Genomic DNA, 18,823 nt, shown 5'->3' with positions numbered 1-18,823 from the left:
ATGTTATCAAGTTCCACAAAAAGTCTGGTAAGGAATGTCCGTTGCCGGGACCTTTGTGTATTCAGGCTTTTCCGGTGCATATCCATAAGGATTCGATAGCACTTCCAAAAGCCGATCCATTACACTTAGATCCCCTTCTTCGACTGCCGCTTCCAAGGCCTCCTCCACCCGATGGTTACGAGGGATCACCGCAGGATTGCTATTCTCCATCAATTTATGCGAATCTGCTTTGGATTCTTCCTGATTGTCCACTCTTGTCTCCCAACGCATTTTCCATTGAGCGAATTCTTCCGTTTTATAAAGGCTTGACTCATCAAATTCATCGCGGGTTAAAGCAAGAAAAGTGTTCGTAAAATCTGCACGGTGCTTCTCCATCAGGCTAAGAAGATCTTTGATCAACTCTTCATCCTTTTCCTCGACATTAAACAGGCCGAGCTTTGCTCTCATTCCTGCAAGCCAGTGTGAGTGAAAAATATCATTAAAACCGGAAACCTTTTCCTGGGCCAGTTTAACAGCCTCTTCCTTATCTTCATGAAGCAGCGGCAAGAGCGTTTCAGCAAAACGGGCAAGGTTCCATCCTCCGATCAGCGGCTGATTCTCATAAGCATAGCGGCCTTGATGGTCGATTGAACTAAATACCGTCTTTGGATCGTACGTATCCATAAACGCACATGGGCCATAATCGATCGTTTCTCCGCTGATAGCCATATTATCTGTATTCATCACCCCATGGATAAAGCCGACAAGCTGCCATTTCGCGATAAGCGCGGCCTGCCGTTTAATGACTTCCTGAAGAAAAGACAAATACTTATTTTCATCATCATCGATCTTTGAGAAATGACGATGAATTGCATAATCAGCTAGGATTTGCAGGTTCTCAACACCGCCCCATCTCACGACATATTCAAAAGTACCAACACGTAAATGACTCGCCGCGACACGGGTTAAAATGGCACCTTCCAGCCTTGTTTCCCGCATTACCGGTTCACCCGTTGTCACAACCGCCAGGCTCCTGGTAGTGGGGATTCCCAGTGCATGCATGGCTTCACTGATAATACATTCGCGGAGCATCGGACCCAGCGCTGCGCGGCCATCACCTCCGCGAGAATAAGGCGTCCTCCCTGAACCTTTCAACTGAATATCAAATCTTTCTCCTTGAGGTGACACTTGCTCTCCTAACAGTACCGCACGGCCGTCACCCAACATCGTAAAATGGCCGAATTGGTGTCCGGCATAAGCTTGAGCCAACGGCTCCGCCCCTTCCGGAATTTCATTTCCGGCAAACACCGCTGCACCGCCATCACCTTTTAATGCTGCGGCGTTCAACCCAAGGGATGCTGCCAATTCTCCATTGAGTATCACCAATTCAGGGGACCTTACGGGAGTCGGTTTGATGTTAGAATAAAACATCTTCGGCAAGCGGGCATAACTATTGTCAAAGTTCCATCCTGTTTCCTTTTTCATGATTTCTCCTTTCCTTTTAGGTTAATAACACAAATCTTTCAAATGAATCCTTGTGTCTGTTTAAAAACCAAATCTGCGACTTAGGCAATTCGATATTCCGAAATTATGAAGTTGTTCTAAACACCATTGTTCCGATAAGTCAGGGACCTGTTCATGTGGATAGACCCCTTCCTATTTGGATGACCAGGCCTTTGTTCTGCTCAGAAATTTTACAGACGGCCGTTCCAGCCAGGCCTTTGTTCAGGAGTATAGATGACATCAGGAAGGACCTTACGATTATATGGACATTACTGCGTCTGTTCTTGTATTATACCCTTTATATGACAAGATACATGTGATTATCCTAAAAAAAAGAAAGACCCTTTTACAGGGAAATGCTCCTTCGTCTTAACCCCTATCAAAACGAATTCTCGACATTCCAACGATTAAAAAGATAGCAGTAAAAACAAGCAGAACTGCGCTTGGCAAAAGGACATCTACCACCGTACCGCCTCTTCCGGATAATTCAGCAAAGCCCTCCAGCCCCCAATATTGCGGAACAAACATGGCCATTTTCTGCATAAAATCCGGCATGACCTCAACCGGCCAATAGACGCCGGCAAGCATACAAGTGGAAACAATAATCAAATTGCCAAATGCAGTTTGTTGCTCCGACGTTTGTACGAATCCTGCGATAAAAAGGCCCAAACCTATGATGCACAGAAGCAAGCTTGAAACAAGAACGAAGTTTCCCAATACATTTCCCCAATAAACGTCAAAAACAAATGTAGATATGAGCATCAAAACGCCAAATTGAATCCATCCAATCAAGAAAAAGGCTCCCAAATACCCAAGTAAGATCTCTTTTCTTGATACAGGTGCAGACATCATTCGGTACCACACTCCCGTCTGCCTGGCCTCAAGGAACACTCCTGTGCTGATAAGCATTGCAATCATGACGAACATAATTGTAAACCCTGCAGAAAAAGCCGTCATATTGTTCATGGAAGCGAGCTCTTTACTCTTTGTGACCGTTACGTTTTTTATTCCTTCGGAGGCTTCCGAAAGTCCTTTCGCGATTTCTTTCTGAACCCCTTTCCAGTCCCCGCCTGTCATATCCTGATAAACGCTGGCAGCTTCCGCTCCTATTCTCAGTTTCACCATGCTATCGTTTATGACTTGCTCTATCATTGTCGCCCCATTAAACGACGGGGAATGAACAAACACAACCTTTGGAACTTCTTTCCTCAGCATCTGTTCCTCAAAGCCTTCATCAATTCGGATATATCCTGTTATTTTTTGGTCTTCGAACTCTGACCGTGCCTTTTCGGCGCTCTCAATCCTCATGTTCATGATTTTTTTATTTTCCAACTCTTTTACCAACGATTGTGATAAAGTCGATTGATCACGATCGATCACAGCAATGTTTGGTTTATCGTCCGTTCCACCGGAAAAAATCCCTCCGAAGATGAACGTAAACAAAAGAGGCATCCCGAACATCAGAATGTATGACCGCGGCTTTTTAAAAATTCTTTTTATTTCAAAAACCGCAATGGCTTTTGCTTTCTTCATAACTTTCCTCTCCTATCTGGCCCTTAATTTCAGCGAGCCAACCATCAATGCCAGCAGCCCGCTTAAAACGAGTACGGAAACAGGTAAAATAAGTGTACTCCAGGCAGTGCCGTTCATTATCTCTAATAAAGTTCCCAATGCCCATTTGTTAGGCGCAATATTCGCAAGTTGCTGCAGACTGTTTGGAAATGTCGCGACCGGAATCATCGAACCGCCCAACAATGCCAGTATTTGAACCCCAATTCCGCCAACGGTGTCTGCTGTTTTCTCTTCCGTAATAATCCCTGCAATGATCATGGCGAAACCCGCAACAGTAACGGAGTACGCCAGTCCGATCACGAGGACCTGTAAAATATTACTTCCCCAACTCACTCCAAACAGATAATGGGTTGCTGTGACAAACACCAAAAATTGGAGGAAGGAGAAATACAAGGTTCCCAAAAACTTACCAGTAATAATAGAGGAACGGTGGATCGGACTGCTCAACAGTCGTGCCAATGTCTCCGTTTTACGTTCTTGGACAATCGATTTGGCACCAAAGGTTACATTGAATAAAACGAACATGGCACACATCGCGGCTGCATAATACTGCATTCCGGAAATTGGCTCCTTGCCACCCTCTTTAGTCGTTACCGCGTTTAATTGGGCTCCGGCAATTTCGGAAAGGTCATTTGCAAGCCCCGATACTGCGTTTACAACATCGACTTTCTGATCCGAAACAGGTACAGCTGACGATAATTCTTTCGACACAACTTCAGAGGCAATCGATACAGAAGTCACCCTGTCAATAAAAGATGTCATGATCGACTTCATAATCGTGGATTGAATTTCTTTTTCAGGATCGCTCAAAATAGTTGCTTCCTTCACTTCACCCATCATCAGACCCTCGCCCCAGCCAGAGGGAATAATGACCCCGACATCAACCTGTTGCTGACCTACAGCCTTTTTTAAGGCTGCTTTAGAATTAAATTCCTTAAGCGCAATACTTTCTTTTAATTCATCGCCCTGTAAAATTTTGTTTACAAACTGATCAGTCAAATCATCATCTGCAGATACGACTATTCCAACTGATGTATCAGGTATTGAGCCGCTTTCACTAAATAGGCCGCTGAGTGCCGAACCAAGGATGGCTGTTAAAACTAACGGCATCAGTAACAACGTAATGAATCCCTTCCGATCCCGCAGACGAATTTTCATATCTTTGTTTGCTATCGTAAAAGCTTTCACCCATAATCCCCCTAATCCCGTAATGACCGCCCGGTTAATTGTAAGAAAAGCGCCTCAAGATTCGGCTCTTTTATTTCAACTGATCCTATCTTTACTCCATGATTCACTGCGGTTGCTACAATGGAACCCAGCATCTTATGCGGCCGCTGCGTTAAAACTTCAATTACATTCGACCCTTCTTTTTTGACAACCCCACTCACATTCTCCAAATTCTTTATCGCATCCATCGCTTCAGAAGAATCTTGTTCCACAGTCAATTGAACGACAGATCCACCGACCAGCCGGCCGCAAAGTTCAGCTTGCGTCCCCACCGCAATGACTTCTCCATGATCGATGATTCCGACCCGATTGCATAAATACTCTACTTCCTCCATGTAATGACTCGTGTAAATAATGGTCATCCCTTTTTCATTCAACTTCTTGACTGTCTCTAAAATATGGTTTCTCGATTGTGGATCAATCCCTACCGTCGGCTCATCCATAATCAGTAACTCTGGCTCATGCATCAAAGCTGCACCAATATTGATTCTTCGTTTCATTCCGCCGGAGAAAGTTTCAATCCGATCTTTTGCCCGGTCTTTCAAGCCAACAAATTCCAGCACTTCCTCCACACGTTTCTTTGCTTCTGTATCTGTCAGGCCGTACATGGCTCCCCAAAACAGCAAATTATCCCTTGCTGACATCGTCGGATAAAGGGCAATTTCTTGTGGTACTACACCAATTTTTCTCTTTATTTCCATCGGAGACTTTTTCACCGACTGATCATCGACCAATACTTCTCCGCCATCGTAAGGAATCAGTCCGCAAATCATTGATATCGTGGTCGATTTCCCCGCACCGTTAGGACCCAGCAGTCCGAATGATTCACCCTTTTTGATTGTAAAAGAAACATCTTTTACCACTTCTTTTTTTCCATAGCTTTTCTTAAGATCCGTCACCTGTAACATGGTACCACTCCCTTTTTTGAAAAATTTCGCCGCCTTTTTTAAAAAAAGAATCTATATATTTTCAAGACTAAATGACTGTCCAGCTTCGACGGACAGGATGTCCTAGTGCCGACGGCGCCACAGGACGTGGCGTCCTAAGTCGGCCAGCGCCTAGCCCTGCAAGGATCAAGCCTGTAAGGAAGAATGGGCTTAAGCTCCAAAGGATATCCCAGGAAGTCTTGTTCAGCTCGTCGCAAAGCTGCATGAAGGATACTCAGAGAAGTTTCACATAATGTGATGGAAGTCAGCCGCTTGGCTGAAGTACTGCCTACTCGGGAATCGTCTTGTTTGCCCGCGCTGAGCAAGGCGTTTACGCTTTTCTTATTAACCCCATTATATCGGGGATCCTTTTACACGAAATCTCCCTGGAGATAGATTTTTCCATAAAAAAATACAGCTATATTAGCTGTATGTCATGGGGCACTATGCTAAAAGTCATCTATCAGAAGGTAGTGATATGATGCCTGACGGCAAAAATCGCTGCCTGCGTCCGATCTCTCAGCTCAAGCTTACTTATTAAGTTAGACACATGGTTTTTGACAGTGCCTTCGGAAATAAATAATTCTGCGGCAATTTCTTTATTGTTCAAGCCTAGGCCGAGTTTATTCAATACTTCCAGTTCGCGCTCTGTCAATTCATTGATGATCGAAGGAACAGCTTCGACAGCATGACCTGCTGTTTGATTATTTCTCATTTCTTTTACGATCTCAGCAGTCAATTCTTTGGGCAGAACCATCCCTCCAGATTGGACAGTCATGATAGCCTGAACAATCGCATCCGTGGGCATGTCTTTTAACAGGTAGCCGCTTGCCCCTTCTTCCAAAGCTTCAAAAATGATGTCGCTGTCATTGAACGTAGTTAGCATCAATACTTTTGTTTCCGGCAATGAAGCATTAATTAGCTTTGTACCTTCCACCCCGGTGGCAATTGGCATCCGAATATCCATTAATACGATATCCGGGCGAAGCCGCTCCGCTTTTTCAAATGCCTCTTTTCCGTTGGAAGCGACCCCCACCACATCGATTTCGGGCTTTAAGTTCAAAATCGTAGCAAGGCCATCCCTCATTAATTCCTGATCGTCTACTATTAAAACCTTGATCACTACGCTCCCCCCATCTCCCAGCGCATTTCCCTCAATGGAAAACTTGCTTTTACAATAAACCCTTCTTCCGGATTGCTTTCAAAAACAATTTGGCCGCCGTGATGAAGAACCCTTTCCCTCATATTCTTCATTCCAAATCCGGGATTTACTCCCGGTGACCCTGTTCCATTGTCCTTAATGGATGTTTCAATCGCCGACTCGGATATTTCAATCGATATATGGCACTCTGTTGCCTGGCCATGACGGACGGCGTTTGTTATGGATTCCTGTATCATCCGGGTCAAATCGAACTGAATGGAAGGGGGGATTTGCAAGACATCTCCCTTCACATAGATATTGGACTTCAGTCCCGTCATTTCCTGGTAATCTTCTAAAATCTTTTTCACTGTAGCAATAAATGACTGGCTTTGATTATCTTCCTTTAACGTACGGACAGATAGACGCAATTCCTGAAGGGCATTTCTTGCCAGTTCCTCACAAAGAATAATTGTTTCCTTACTTTGTTCAGGCTGGATATTAAGGAGTTCCTTGGCAACCTGCAACTGAACGAGCAATGCTGTCATTTTATGTCCAACGGTATCGTGTATCTCGCCTGAGATGCGATTGCGCTCTTTGACAAGTGTCAGTTTTTCCACTTGCATGGAATAACCATGCAGCTGTTCATGTGCTTTTGTTAACGCATGATGCGTTTCTTGGAGTTCATCATACTGAGCTTTGATTTTTTCCTGTGCATTCTGCAGTTTATGAATGAGCCGGCCAACAATAGTTGCGAATACAATAAAAGTAAAATTGATTATATTTGATGGTATATCAAATGTTCCGGTCTTTTGATAGATATAGAGGATACTCCCTCCCCATATGATGAAAAACCCAAGGGAAAATGCATAAAGCAACTTTTTATTGTCAACTTTTAAAAAAAGAGTAACAGCATTGACTCCAAACAGGATCAAATAAAGCGTCTGTTCCGGGAAGAATATAACAAAGCAGAGAATTAGAATTGTATCAAGCCCTAGAACCAAAGAAAAATACTTGTTTGCGAATGACGAAATCATCAAAAAGTGATTGATACAGAAACCTAGAACAGCTATAATGACAAACGCTGTTTGAGCTGTTGTATGATCTTCGATGCTCATATAGTAAAAATAACTGAGCAGAATCATCATAACCAAACGGATACTGCTTAAAAGCGTTAAATTCAAAGAGGCACCTCCAAAAACTAACATTTCCGAATGCTTCACTTTCGACTCCTAATAAAATCGATTTAAAAATATAATACACGAATTGAGAAGATTGGACTTCATTAAATTTGCAGCTTTTTCGTTCTCATGTATGCTAATGAGGATTAAAGTGCGGAATCAGATCTCAAGATAGGTGTAGCAGTGTACTACAATGACCAGAAAGGAATCTCTACCGCGAATCTGGGTATCGGGTTGATGTTTAGAATAAGATTAAAAAGAGTTTTACTTCAATGAATCTAGGAACCCCCATAAAGTTCTCCAATTCGTCGAAGTATTTATATATATATATCCACTTACAAATTATAATTCTATGCACAGGGTATAGCTCTCGTCTCGTACTGTTTTTGTATAACGGCTTTTAAAGGATGTTCACTCGCCTTGGAGAGCTTACGTTCCATCTCCTCCGCATCCGTCACACCATATACAGCCCGGTTAGAAATTATCAAAACCACCTTGTAAACACTTTGTGCAAAACCCTAAATCATATAGAGAATATAGTTTTGGACAATGCCCTGCTCCGTATCCATAAAATCTATGCTTTTTAAAAGTAGTGCAATTACACAAACAACTTTTTTAATATCGTTGATTTTCCTTAACCCCGCCCTGTTTTTTTAGCGAGACATATTCACAGTATACCATTTTTCCTCCAGCGTTAAGATAATAAGGAAAGTACAGGCGGGAAGCCTTAGGAGAATAGCATAATACGGGCGTTAACTTTCAAAAATAAGAGGCTTATGACCTCGAGGTGATGGTGGACAAAACAAACTTCTACCCGAATCGAAGTCTTAGTCTATTTTCTCTACTTTAGAAAAAAGCCCTACTAATCCGCAGGACTATTACGCATTGCTGCCACAAACCGCAAATCTTCAAGAAACTGAGGGTATAAATTGGGTCGGCGCCTGACAGCCAGCGGATGGTAAGCCACAGTGGTTTGATATCCGTTCACCTTATACAGGCTTCCCCGCAAACCTTTAACATCAAGCTCCGGGTTGCGAAAAAATGACTGTACCGCCACGTTTCCCAGACAGACAATGATTCCAGGCCGATGCCCATGCAGTTGTTCTTCCAAATGGCGCATGCAGATTGTCCGGACCTGCTCCTTGTCATATGTGCGGACAGGCCTTCTTTTTAAAATATAGGTAACATAAAGCTCGCTTTTATCCAAACCGGCCTCATAGGATGCTTTTTGCAATGTCTGCCGCGTCCCGCAGACCATTGGATTCCCTTGTCGGTCCTCACGGGCTCCAGGATTGTCAAGGATGAGCATGATGGGAGCATTTGGATTGCCCTCTCCCCATATCATCCGGGACCCTTGTTGATACAATCCACATTTCCTACAGTCCAATTGAGACTCAGGTGTTGGGTCCTCCGGCCAGATTTCCGGGCAAAATGAAGTCATGTTTTCACGCTCCTTTTTACATAGGATACCCCAATGCATAAAAAAGAATGAGCCCTGCAAGAACTTTCACTTGCTGGGCTCCATTCATTAATTTTCTTCTATTTTTCTACGATTTTTCTTGAATAGCTTGGACAATACTTCATATACAATCGGTACAACAATCAAAGTGAGTAATGTCGAACTTGCCAAACCACCGATAACGGTAATTGCAAGACCTTTGGAGATTAAACCTCCTCCGCCATTACCAAGTGCCAATGGAACTAATGCACCAATTGTAGCGATCGCAGTCATAAGAATTGGACGGAGACGTGTCGCTCCAGCTTCCAATATCGCTTGGCGCATCGTCAGTCCAGTTCGTTCCATACGGACAATCCGGTCGACCAGAACAATTGCGTTCGTCACGACGATACCAATTAACATTAATAACCCCATCATGACAGAGACTGAAATAGTTTCATTGGCAAGGAATAAGCCGACGAAAGATCCAATAACGGTAAATGGCAGTGAGAACAAAATAGCAAATGGCGCTACACCTTCATGGAAGGTGACAACAAGGATGAAGTACACGATGGCAATTGCCGCCAACATAGCCATGCCAAGCTGTGTAAATGTTTCATCCATATCAGCCTGCACGCCGGAAATATCGACAGTCACACCTTTTGGCAGATCCAACTGATCTACTTTTTTACCAATCTGGGAAGTTACTTTGGATATATCGTCTCCTTTAACTGTCCCTGAAACCGTTGCATAGTATTCACCTTTACTGCGGTCAAGCGTGTTGTACGTAGATCCTTTCTTTACCTTGACAAGATCTGAAAGCGGAACTGATTTCCCAAGCGCTGTCGGGATTTTCTTATCCAGAAGTTCATCTATCGTTTTCGGTTGGGAAGCCTGTTCTTGCTGGACTATGACATCTAAAGAGTTCCCGTCTTTTTCTACCGTCGTTAACACATCTTTTGTTTTTTGAGGGTTTAACATCATCACGAGTTGACCCGTTGTCAATCCATGTTTCAGCAAATCAGCCTGTTCAACCCTGAAGGTATGTTTAACGAAAGCATCCTCACCACTGGAAGATACATCTTTAAGTCCGTCATTTTTCTTCATGACATCTTCCACTTTTTTAACCGATTCATTCAGCTTATCTAAATTCTCGCTGTAGAGGGTGTAACTCACTTCATTGGTAGAGCCAGACATTGAAGAGAAGTCTTGGCTTTTCCAAGTTCCCGATTGTTCAAGGGTAGTTACATATTTTTCTATTTTCTCCCTTACTTCCGGGAAGTTTTCCATATCCGGATCAAAGATCAAATACATCAAAGCGCCGCCTGATCCGCCGCCCATCATTGCAGCTGAGGGATCGCCAGCTTCTGTTACAGATACTTGGACAATATCAATATCATCACGTTTCAGCATTTTATCTTCGACGACTTGAACATTTTTCAAGGTATCGTCACGCAGTTCCCCAGTTTTTGGCGTGTATGTCAGATACATCACTTTTTCTTCATCACTGCCTAAAAAGCTGAAACCAATGAGTGGCGTTAACGCCAAACTTCCGACTAATAAAGCAATTGCGAGTACTGAGGCAATGATTTTATGGTTAAGCACCCTGTTAAGAAAGCTTTTATATCCATTTGCCAATTTGCCAGGACCTTTGTGGCTTTTTTCCGTTTTCTCACCATAAAGTTTCTTTTTAAACAAGAAATGAGATAAGGCTGGTACAATCGTGATCGCCACAAGCAACGATGCACCAAGCGCGAACGCCATCGTCAAAGCAAACGGCATAAATAACTCACCAACCATGCCACCAACAAAAATCATCGGGGCAAATACGGCAATTGTCACTAATGTTGAAGACATAATCGGCTTGAACATTTCAATGGTCGCTTCACGTATAAGGGCTCGACCATTTAATTTTTCTTCTTTTAAATGTAAGCGCCGGTAAATATTCTCAACAACTACAATCGAATCATCGATGACCCGTCCAATTGCGACTGTCACCGCACCAAGCGTCATAATATTCAACGTAATATCCATCCAATTCAACAGCATTAATGCCATGAAAATAGACACTGGAATTGAAATGATGGAGATGAGCGTTGATTTGAAATCCCTAAGGAAAAGCAGAATAATTAATACAGCTATCAATCCGCCAAATAACGCTTTTTCAATCATCGTAGCCACGGAGTCCTCGATCGGTTCTCCTTGGTCAAGCGTTACGTCAATGGAAAGGCCATTATACTTCGCCTTTTCATCTTTTATCAGGTTCTTCACATTGTTGACTACATCAACTGTGTTTGCCTGCTGATCTTTGACAATTTGGATTGCAATGGCATCTTTTCCGTTTGTACGGGAAACTGATTCAACCTTTCCGACTAACTTAGTTTTTGCGATATCGCTAAGTTTCACAAATGGGGATGGATTGGCAGCCGATGGTGTGACAGGAATTAACATATTCTTTAATTCATTAACAGTCATGAACTTCCCATCAACTGATACAGCCTGCTCGCCTTCTTTGAACTCATAAAGCCCTAATGAAACATCCATGTTGCTGGCTTGGATTATTTCTTTGACTTTATCTTCAGTCAAGTCCAATTCATCCATTTTCGCTTTGTCATACGTGAGATCTACTTCTTCGATATGCTGACCGGTAATGGTGGCTGAAGCTACACCATCTAGTTTTTCGATTTTCGGCAGCAAACTTTCCTCTACTGTTGACGTAAGTTCGACAATGTCTTCTTTTGAACTGCTGACACTCAAGGCAATAACCGGCATCATGTTCATGCTGATAGCAGATGTTGTCGGCTCCTCTGCCCCTTCCGGCAGCTCTATGTTATCCAACGCAGATTTTAATTCTCTTTTGGCTTCGTCCATATCGATGCCATATTCGTACTCCACCTGAATACTCCCCATATTGGAATAGGAATTGGAATAAACAGCTTTTACATGGTCTAGCCCCTCTGCCGCTTTTTCTATCGGCATCGATACTTCTTCCATTACCTGTTCAGGGGTCGCTCCAGGATATACGCCCGTTACCATTAAGAAAGGAATGGAAATATCCGGGATCGTCTCTGTTTTCATTCGTGTCCCTGAATAAATACCCGATACCGTAATGATGATTGTAAGCAGCCATACAGCAAGTTTATTCTTTAAGACAAAATTGACTAACCCTTTCACATTCACACCTGCCCCAAAATTGACTTTATCGTTCCAATTACCTATAATAATGACCGATTGGTCATCTGTCAAATGAATACCTTGGGAGCGATCGATTATCATAGTGAAAAAACAATTAATTATGGAAAAGGCGTTAGAACTTTTTGCAAAACAAGGGTTTGAAGCCACATCCATTCAGCAAATAACAGAACATTGCGGTATTTCCAAAGGTGCTTTTTATTTGTCCTTCAAATCAAAAGAAGAATTGATACTAGCATTGATTGATCGTTTTGCGAAACTGACTTTATCCGGAACTGACTACCTGGTCAAAAACACTGAAAAAGAGACTCTAATATTTGAATTTTATCAAACAATGTTTGACCTCTTTCAAAAACACACGGACTTTGCCAAAGTTCTACTCAAGGAACAAATGCAGCCATTTAACGAAAAATTCATGGAAAAAATGTATTCCTATGAAAAATCATTCGAGCAAATCATTTTAACCATGGTGGAACGGGTATATGGCGAGGAAGTCAAGGAGTCGAAGTATGATTTAATCTATTGCATCAAGGGACTTTTAAACACTTACACAAATTATCTTCTATTCTGTAATGCACCGGTTGATTTGAAGCTACTGGCCCAATCACTTGTGGAAAAAACAAATATACTGGCGAAATATACGACTATCCCCTTCCTTTCAAGGGAAATTACCCGGACGTTTCCGGCAAATGAAAAAACATCGAAGGAACAAATCCTTTCAGTGATTGAAGAAAAAATTGAAGAAATGGAAGAATTAATTGAAAAAGAATCATTAGTTCTGTTAAAGCAACACCTGTTGGAACCGACTTTTAGCCCAGCGATCGTGAAGGGTCTGCTGGAAAATATACGGAACCATCCTCATTGTGAATGGATCTCCTATTTACTCCGGAAATATTATGGATTTTAATAAAATCAGGCAATCACACCATAAGAAAGACCGGTATGATTGCCTCTTTTGGATTGTCTTCTATCTCTGGTTGTCTCATGCGCTGCGTCCTCCGCCCCCGCCCACATTTCAGGTATTTTGCTCCCAATGGGACCGTATATCCCAGACCATTTGCCTTTCACTTGCCAACCTTTTTGCTTATGTCAGCTTTGGTTCTGGCTCCTCTTTTTCCTTTTTCCTCTTTGTTTTCTTACTGTGTACTTTTGGAGGAATTTCTTTTTTAAAGTCTTTTAAAACAGAAAATGCCATGGCAACAAGTACGAAAGTAAGGGGAAAGGCGCTGACAATAATGGCTGTCTGCATGGCATTAAGCCCACCAGACAGCATTAATACGATAGCCGAAGCAGATAGAAAGATACCCCAAATAATTTTCACGAAATTTGGTGGGTTCAAAGCTCCATACGCTGTCTGCATCCCTAATACAAAAGTGGCAGAGTCAGCTGAGGTTACAAAGAATGTGGTGATCAGTAAAAGTGTGACAATGACAAATGCCCCAGTGAATGGCAACACATCATATACATGGAACAGAGCTGTTTCAAGGGGTTGCCCCGCAATATCAGCTCCTTTGTAATAATCATAAAAAATGGCCGCTCCTCCAAAAACGCAGAACCAGAATGCGCAGACAAGCGTCGGAATGATAAGAACAGCCACCATAAATTCCCGTACTGTCCTTCCTTTAGAAACACGGGCGATGAATGTTCCGACAAACGGAGCCCAGGCAATCCACCACGCCCAGTAAAAAATTGTCCAGTCTTTAATCCAGGCTGCCTGTTCCTTATTAAAGGGAGCAAGTCTTAAACCCATACTTGGCAAATTCTGTATATAGCTTCCCAAAGTGGTTGTGAACATATTAAGGATAAATTTCGTTGGACCTAAAAATAAAATGCTTACAAGCAAGATTACTGCCAATATCATATTGGCATTGCTTAAATATTTAATCCCTTTTTGCAGACCCGTACTTGCCGACAAAATGAATAAGACGGTTACGATAGCAATGATTATCAACTGGACTGTAAAGTTATTCGGTACCCCTGCCACGTAGTGCAGGCCCCCGTTAATTTGGGCAGCCCCCAATCCCAGCGAAGCCGCCACACCAAAGATAGTAGCAAATACAGCGACCACATCAATGACCGTCCCTATGGCACCCTTCTCCCTTCCGCCCAAGAGAGGGGAAAGCGTCGTGCTCATTAGACCTGGCCGTTCCTTTCTGAATTTATAATAAGCTAATATAAGTGCAATAACTGAGTAGATGGCCCATGCGTGAAATCCCCAATGCAAGTAGGTATATACTAAAGCAGCCTGGGCGGATTGCGCCGTACTTCCTTCACCAACAGGAGGGCTTGCATAATGTGAAATTGGCTCTGAAACGCCAAAAAACAGCAGACCAATCCCCATTCCGGCACTGAACAACATGGCAAACCAAGTAGGACGGCTAAAGCTTGGCTTATCCTCATCTCTCCCTAACTTAATCCTTCCATATCTGCTGAATATTAAAAATAAGGCAAAGACGAGGAAAAAGGTTGCTGACAATTGATAAAACCAGCCGAATGAATCCAGGAAAAATGCCTTCGTCTGATCCATCATCTTTCCCAATTGAACTGGCGCAATGACTCCCCAGGCGACAAAGACAATTGCAATAACGAGGGAAATCCAAAAGACTATTGATATTTTGCACACACAAGCCATCTCCCTTGCAAAAATCGAATACTGATATCTTTCCCGAAGGGAAATAATGAATTCATCGAAAAGATTTTTTTGAGATGCATCATGTCTGGGGTTTCAATCCCTCTGCTATCAGAGTGATCACACCACGCAAAAAGAGCCTGCCATAATTGACAGGCACTTGCATTTTAAATGAAATACAATCAGATCAAGAGCTTATGTATTTAAAAGGACTACGGATGGCATATTGGAAGTTCCTCACACAATCAACATAGTTCTGCTATGCTATGCTTTGTTAATTAATTTATAACAACTTGAACAAAACGTTACTAATGATTTCCCCCGCTGTCTTGGGAGCCGTTTTTCCTGGCAAACCGAGGGCATGGATCGTCTTTATACCTTTTTCCTCCGCAAACGAGAAGTCCGTACCTCCTGGTTTTGAGGCAATATCAATAATCAGGGCAGACACCGGCATTTTTGAAAGAATTGCTTCTTTCAACAGCATATGAGGAACTGTGTTAATGCAAATATCAATGTCAGAAATATAATCGACTAAATGGTCCAAATGAACCGGGTGCAGCCCCATTTCAGTTATCCGTGCAAAATCGGAATCTTTTCTGGCGGCTACAAATACATTGGCACCTACAGCTGAGAACAGCCTTGCTAAAGTTACACCCGTTCTGCCAAACCCCAGCACAATCACGTTGGAACCGTGGATTGTATAATCCGTTTCTTCTATAGCAATCTTTAATACTGCTTCCGCCGTAGGGATCGAGTTTAAAATCGCAACATCATCCCGGGCGATTAAACGCACAAGCTTTCTGCCGGCCTGATCGACAGCTTTATCCAAATACTCATTTGAAATTCCCGTGTACACTATGCAATGGTCCGGTGTTCGCTTTAACATATCGGGCGACAAAGCCACTGCTTCATCCGTATACACAGCCTCGACTACTCCACCGGCACCTGTTCCATTCAATGGAAGTAAAATGGCATCAATTTGTCCAAAATCCACCTGATCTACTTTTTGATTACTTATGTTGGGATGGGAAAAAGCCATTTGATCAAATCCGGCTAAAACAATATGCAGCCCTTTTGAAGCCAATTGATTAATGACTTCCAAATACCTCTGATCACCGCCCAAAATCAATAAATCAGAATTTTTTTCCACTGACAATACCGCCTTTCATATAACACTATTATTCCAGTTGGTAATCTCTTATTTTATTATAGAGCGTTGAAATGGATATTCCCAAAGAATGGGCGGCCTTCTTTTTCCCTTCCAACGACCTGCCAAAATGTTCTAAAGTTCTTTGAATATATTCTTTTTCAATATCCTTCAATGACAATAGCGAAGCGGAAGACGCAGAAACGAGGGGAGTATCTGTCTCTTTCTTCGTTGATGATCTCAACATTTTTTGAGCATGCTTTTTTACCAGATCATCCGGTATCACAGATGATGGGCTCTCATTCATTAATCTTTCTAAAACATTCTCCAATTCACGAATGTTCCCCGGCCAACCATGTTCAGATAAAATCGACATGCCTTTGCTTGTTACCTGCATTGGATGAAATCCAATTCTTTGGGCAATCTTATCCATAAGCTTTTGTACCAATAAAGGGATATCTTGCTTTCTTTGTCTTAAAGGCGGCACTTCAAGTCTGATGACGTTTATCCGATAATATAAGTCTTCACGAAACTTACCCTCTGACACCAATTTTTCCAAGTTCGCATTTGTTGCTGCGATAATCCGGAACTCCACATTAATTTTCCTTAATCCACCAATCCTTTCAAATTCCTTATACTGTAAAACTCTTAACAATTTCACCTGTAAAGAGGGGCTCATCTCACCAATCTCATCTAAAAATAAAGTGCCTCCGTCCGCCAGTTCGATTTTGCCCAATTTTTGTTTGACCGCGTGTGTAAACGCCCCTTTTTCATAGCCGAATAATTCGCTCTCCAATAAATCTTCTGGAATGGCTGCACAATTAACCGTGACAAAAGGTTTATCATTAAATTTACTTTCAGCATGAATAGCATGGGCAAATAATTCTTTCCCTGTACCGCTTTCCCCCGTAATTAATACTGTAGAACGGGTTCGCGCCGCCTTCTTTGCCATGTGCAAAGCTTCTTTTATTCCTTCACTTTCTCCAATAATATGGCCAAAAGAATATTTTGCTTGATATCCATTTCCGGATTGTTGATTGATCCGACTCTGATCCTGTTCATGCTCCATCAATTTTTCCGTCAGGTACTTTATTTCAGTGACATCTTGGAAAGTGGCAACTGCCCCGATGAACTTACCTTCAACAAAAATGGGGGCCGCATTGGCAACCGTTTCGACATTTGACCCTACACTGGAAGATTTATATCCAAAAACAGGGGCTCTCGTTTTGAAAGCTTTATTTAATGACCCATTTGGCGATACCTCTTCAATGTGCTTTCCAAGCCTTTCCTCAGGAGTTACGTTTGTAATTCTGGAAAACGAGGGATTTATATAGCGGATAATACCGTCAGAATCAACAAACTGCACACCTTCATGCGAATGCATTAAAATGGTTTGAAAAAACTTTTGCTCTTCGGTCAGAGATTGAATTTCATCTATTTGCCGGGCCATCTTTTCCAGAATCCAAAAGGTTTCAGGCCCGATTGTCAATCTGTTTTTTCTTTTCAATTTTTCAGTTTCTTTGCGATATGCTTCTTCCTTTACTGCCATCAAAATGATATCAATTTCCTGTTCAATGAATGGTTCTGCCGAATGAAAGAACGGGATTTCTTTTTGGGCTTGATCAAAAAGCGGATCTAGTACACCAACCATGGAAAAGAACCCTTTTTCATCCCATTTCTTCACTTTATTCACCATATCTTCTTGATGGCCAATGACTAAAAGGGTCATCGGAGTATATACTGCCATCCTATTTCCTCCCGAACTGTATAAATTATAATTTTTATAATTTATATCATCTTAACACGGGGGAAAAATAGTGGACAGAGTATTTTATATGGTGGACTTTTCACCAAAAGGGACATCAAGTCTGACCAGATCCTCATAGGTCTCACGTTTAATAACAAGATTGCTTTTTCCATTTTCAACAAAAACAACCGGCGGTCTTGGAATCCGATTATAATTGTTTGCCATCGCATAACCATACGCCCCTGTGCAGAAAACAGCTAAAATATCCTGTGTTCCTGGCTCTGGGAGCGGAAGGTCCCAAATAAGCATGTCGCCGGATTCACAGCACTTCCCGGCAATCGATACAACTTCGTCATGCTTGTCAAGCGCCCGGTTTGCCAGTATAGCTTCGTATTTGGCGTCGTATAGAGCAGGTCTGATATTATCGCTCATCCCGCCATCAACAGCCACATATTTCCTTACATTCGGGACATCTTTTCTGGAACCGATCGAATATAGGGTTGTGCCTGCATCCCCAACAAGCGACCTCCCAGGTTCGATCCAAATTTCCGGCATCGGAAGCGACAACCGTTCTGTCTCATTTCTCACGACTACAATCATTTCTTCGACATACTGTTCAGGAGAAAGAGGTGTGTCCCCTTCCGTGTAGCGAATCCCAAATCCGCCTCCAAGGTTTAGAACCTGAGGGACAAAGCCATATTCACCATTCCATAGACTTAATTTTTCCAAAACTTTTTTGGCGGCCATCACAAAGCCGGCTGTTTCAAAAATTTGTGACCCAATATGGCAATGGAGCCCGAGCAGATTCAAATACTCGCTTTCCAAAGACATAGCCAGCGCTGTTTCCGCCTGCCCATTCTCCAGATCAAATCCGAATTTCGAATCCTCCTGTCCGGTAAGGATATAGTCATGGGTATGAGCCTCAATTCCAGGTGTCACACGGAGCAATATATTAATGATTTGTTTTCTTTCCTGGCATAGGTGATGGAGCATATGAAGCTCGTGGAAATTGTCGACAACGATACAGCCGATTTTATGATCCAAAGCCATTTCCAGCTCTTCTTCGCTCTTATTATTTCCATGAAAATGAATTTTTTCAACCGGATATTTCGCAGCAATGGCCGTATACAACTCCCCGCCTGAT

14 protein-coding genes are annotated in these 18,823 nt (G+C 42.5%); 1 reads left to right on the top strand and 13 read right to left on the bottom strand.

The window, feature by feature from the left end; translation table 11 throughout:
* Positions 1 to 6 precede the first annotated feature (6 nt).
* From C509_RS0115200 to C509_RS0115165, 8 genes are all read right to left on the bottom strand, one after another.
* Positions 7 to 1,464, bottom strand: coding sequence for a protein adenylyltransferase SelO (locus tag C509_RS0115200; RefSeq protein ID WP_018707785.1), 1,458 nt, complete (start codon positions 1,462 to 1,464; stop codon positions 7 to 9).
* Positions 1,465 to 1,851: 387 nt separating this feature from the next.
* Positions 1,852 to 3,015, bottom strand: coding sequence for an ABC transporter permease (locus C509_RS0115195; RefSeq protein WP_018707784.1), 1,164 nt, complete (start codon positions 3,013 to 3,015; stop codon positions 1,852 to 1,854).
* Between the two features lie 12 nt (positions 3,016 to 3,027).
* The gene (locus C509_RS0115190) at positions 3,028 to 4,242 is read right to left on the bottom strand and encodes an ABC transporter permease (RefSeq protein WP_018707783.1); all 1,215 of its coding nucleotides are present in this window, start codon (positions 4,240 to 4,242) and stop codon (positions 3,028 to 3,030) included.
* An 11-nt stretch (positions 4,243 to 4,253) separates the two neighbouring features.
* Positions 4,254 to 5,189 carry an ABC transporter ATP-binding protein gene (locus C509_RS0115185; RefSeq protein WP_018707782.1) on the bottom strand — a complete coding sequence of 312 codons (936 nt, stop codon included), beginning with the start codon at positions 5,187 to 5,189 and terminating at the stop codon, positions 4,254 to 4,256.
* Between the two features lie 481 nt (positions 5,190 to 5,670).
* Positions 5,671 to 6,330: a response regulator gene (locus tag C509_RS0115180; RefSeq protein WP_018707781.1), complete on the bottom strand. Its 660-nt coding sequence runs from the start codon at positions 6,328 to 6,330 to the stop codon at positions 5,671 to 5,673.
* Complete coding sequence (locus C509_RS0115175) at positions 6,330 to 7,529, bottom strand: sensor histidine kinase (protein WP_026319886.1); 1,200 nt, start codon at positions 7,527 to 7,529, stop codon at positions 6,330 to 6,332. Before C509_RS0115175 ends, C509_RS0115180 begins: the two co-directional genes overlap by 1 nt.
* Before the next feature lie 859 nt (positions 7,530 to 8,388).
* Positions 8,389 to 8,967: a uracil-DNA glycosylase gene (locus tag C509_RS0115170; RefSeq protein WP_018707779.1), complete on the bottom strand. Its 579-nt coding sequence runs from the start codon at positions 8,965 to 8,967 to the stop codon at positions 8,389 to 8,391.
* 87 nt (positions 8,968 to 9,054) lie between these two features.
* Positions 9,055 to 12,138 (bottom strand): efflux RND transporter permease subunit, encoded by a 3,084-nt coding sequence (locus C509_RS0115165; RefSeq protein ID WP_018707778.1) that lies wholly within the window; start codon positions 12,136 to 12,138, stop codon positions 9,055 to 9,057.
* Positions 12,139 to 12,259: 121 nt separating this feature from the next.
* Between C509_RS0115165 and C509_RS0115160 the strand changes: the two genes are divergently transcribed.
* A complete protein-coding gene (locus C509_RS0115160) occupies positions 12,260 to 13,063 on the top strand; it encodes a TetR/AcrR family transcriptional regulator (protein WP_245542489.1) in 804 nt (267 codons plus the stop codon).
* Positions 13,064 to 13,068: 5 nt separating this feature from the next.
* Here the strand turns inward: C509_RS0115160 and C509_RS26190 are convergent, their stop codons facing one another.
* From C509_RS26190 to lysA, 5 genes are all read right to left on the bottom strand, one after another.
* Positions 13,069 to 13,224, bottom strand: a complete 156-nt coding sequence (locus C509_RS26190) for a hypothetical protein (RefSeq protein WP_018707776.1) — start codon at positions 13,222 to 13,224, stop codon at positions 13,069 to 13,071.
* A 16-nt stretch (positions 13,225 to 13,240) separates the two neighbouring features.
* A complete protein-coding gene (locus tag C509_RS0115150; protein ID WP_373315312.1) occupies positions 13,241 to 14,788 on the bottom strand; it encodes a glycine betaine uptake BCCT transporter in 1,548 nt (515 codons plus the stop codon).
* A gap of 280 nt (positions 14,789 to 15,068) precedes the next feature.
* On the bottom strand, positions 15,069 to 15,935 hold the full coding sequence (dpsA, locus tag C509_RS0115145; RefSeq protein ID WP_018707774.1) for a dipicolinate synthase subunit DpsA: 867 nt from the start codon (positions 15,933 to 15,935) through the stop codon (positions 15,069 to 15,071).
* A 28-nt stretch (positions 15,936 to 15,963) separates the two neighbouring features.
* Positions 15,964 to 17,679, bottom strand: a complete 1,716-nt coding sequence (locus C509_RS0115140) for a sigma-54 interaction domain-containing protein (RefSeq protein WP_018707773.1) — start codon at positions 17,677 to 17,679, stop codon at positions 15,964 to 15,966.
* Between the two features lie 84 nt (positions 17,680 to 17,763).
* Positions 17,764 to 18,823: diaminopimelate decarboxylase (gene lysA, locus C509_RS0115135; RefSeq protein ID WP_018707772.1), on the bottom strand; the 1,060-nt coding region annotated here is incomplete at its 5' end.

Source organism: Siminovitchia fordii DSM 16014 = CIP 108821 (assembly GCF_000374565.1).
Taxonomy (GTDB): Bacteria; Bacillota; Bacilli; order Bacillales; family Bacillaceae_C; genus Siminovitchia; species Siminovitchia fordii.
This window is presented reverse-complemented; position numbering and strand designations above follow the sequence as displayed.

Bases quoted from the DNA above. Each gene is read 5' to 3' on its own strand.
- C509_RS0115200 (WP_018707785.1), bottom strand. From the start codon at position 1,464: ATGAAAAAGGAAACAGGATGGAACTTTGACAATAGTTATGCCCGCTTG.
- C509_RS0115195 (WP_018707784.1), bottom strand. From the start codon at position 3,015: ATGAAGAAAGCAAAAGCCATTGCGGTTTTTGAAATAAAAAGAATTTTT.
- C509_RS0115185 (WP_018707782.1), bottom strand. From the start codon at position 5,189: ATGTTACAGGTGACGGATCTTAAGAAAAGCTATGGAAAAAAAGAAGTG.
- C509_RS0115170 (WP_018707779.1), bottom strand. From the start codon at position 8,967: ATGACTTCATTTTGCCCGGAAATCTGGCCGGAGGACCCAACACCTGAG.
- C509_RS0115160 (WP_245542489.1), top strand. From the start codon at position 12,260: ATGGAAAAGGCGTTAGAACTTTTTGCAAAACAAGGGTTTGAAGCCACA.
- C509_RS0115150 (WP_373315312.1), bottom strand. From the start codon at position 14,788: ATGGCTTGTGTGTGCAAAATATCAATAGTCTTTTGGATTTCCCTCGTT.
- C509_RS0115140 (WP_018707773.1), bottom strand. From the start codon at position 17,679: ATGGCAGTATATACTCCGATGACCCTTTTAGTCATTGGCCATCAAGAA.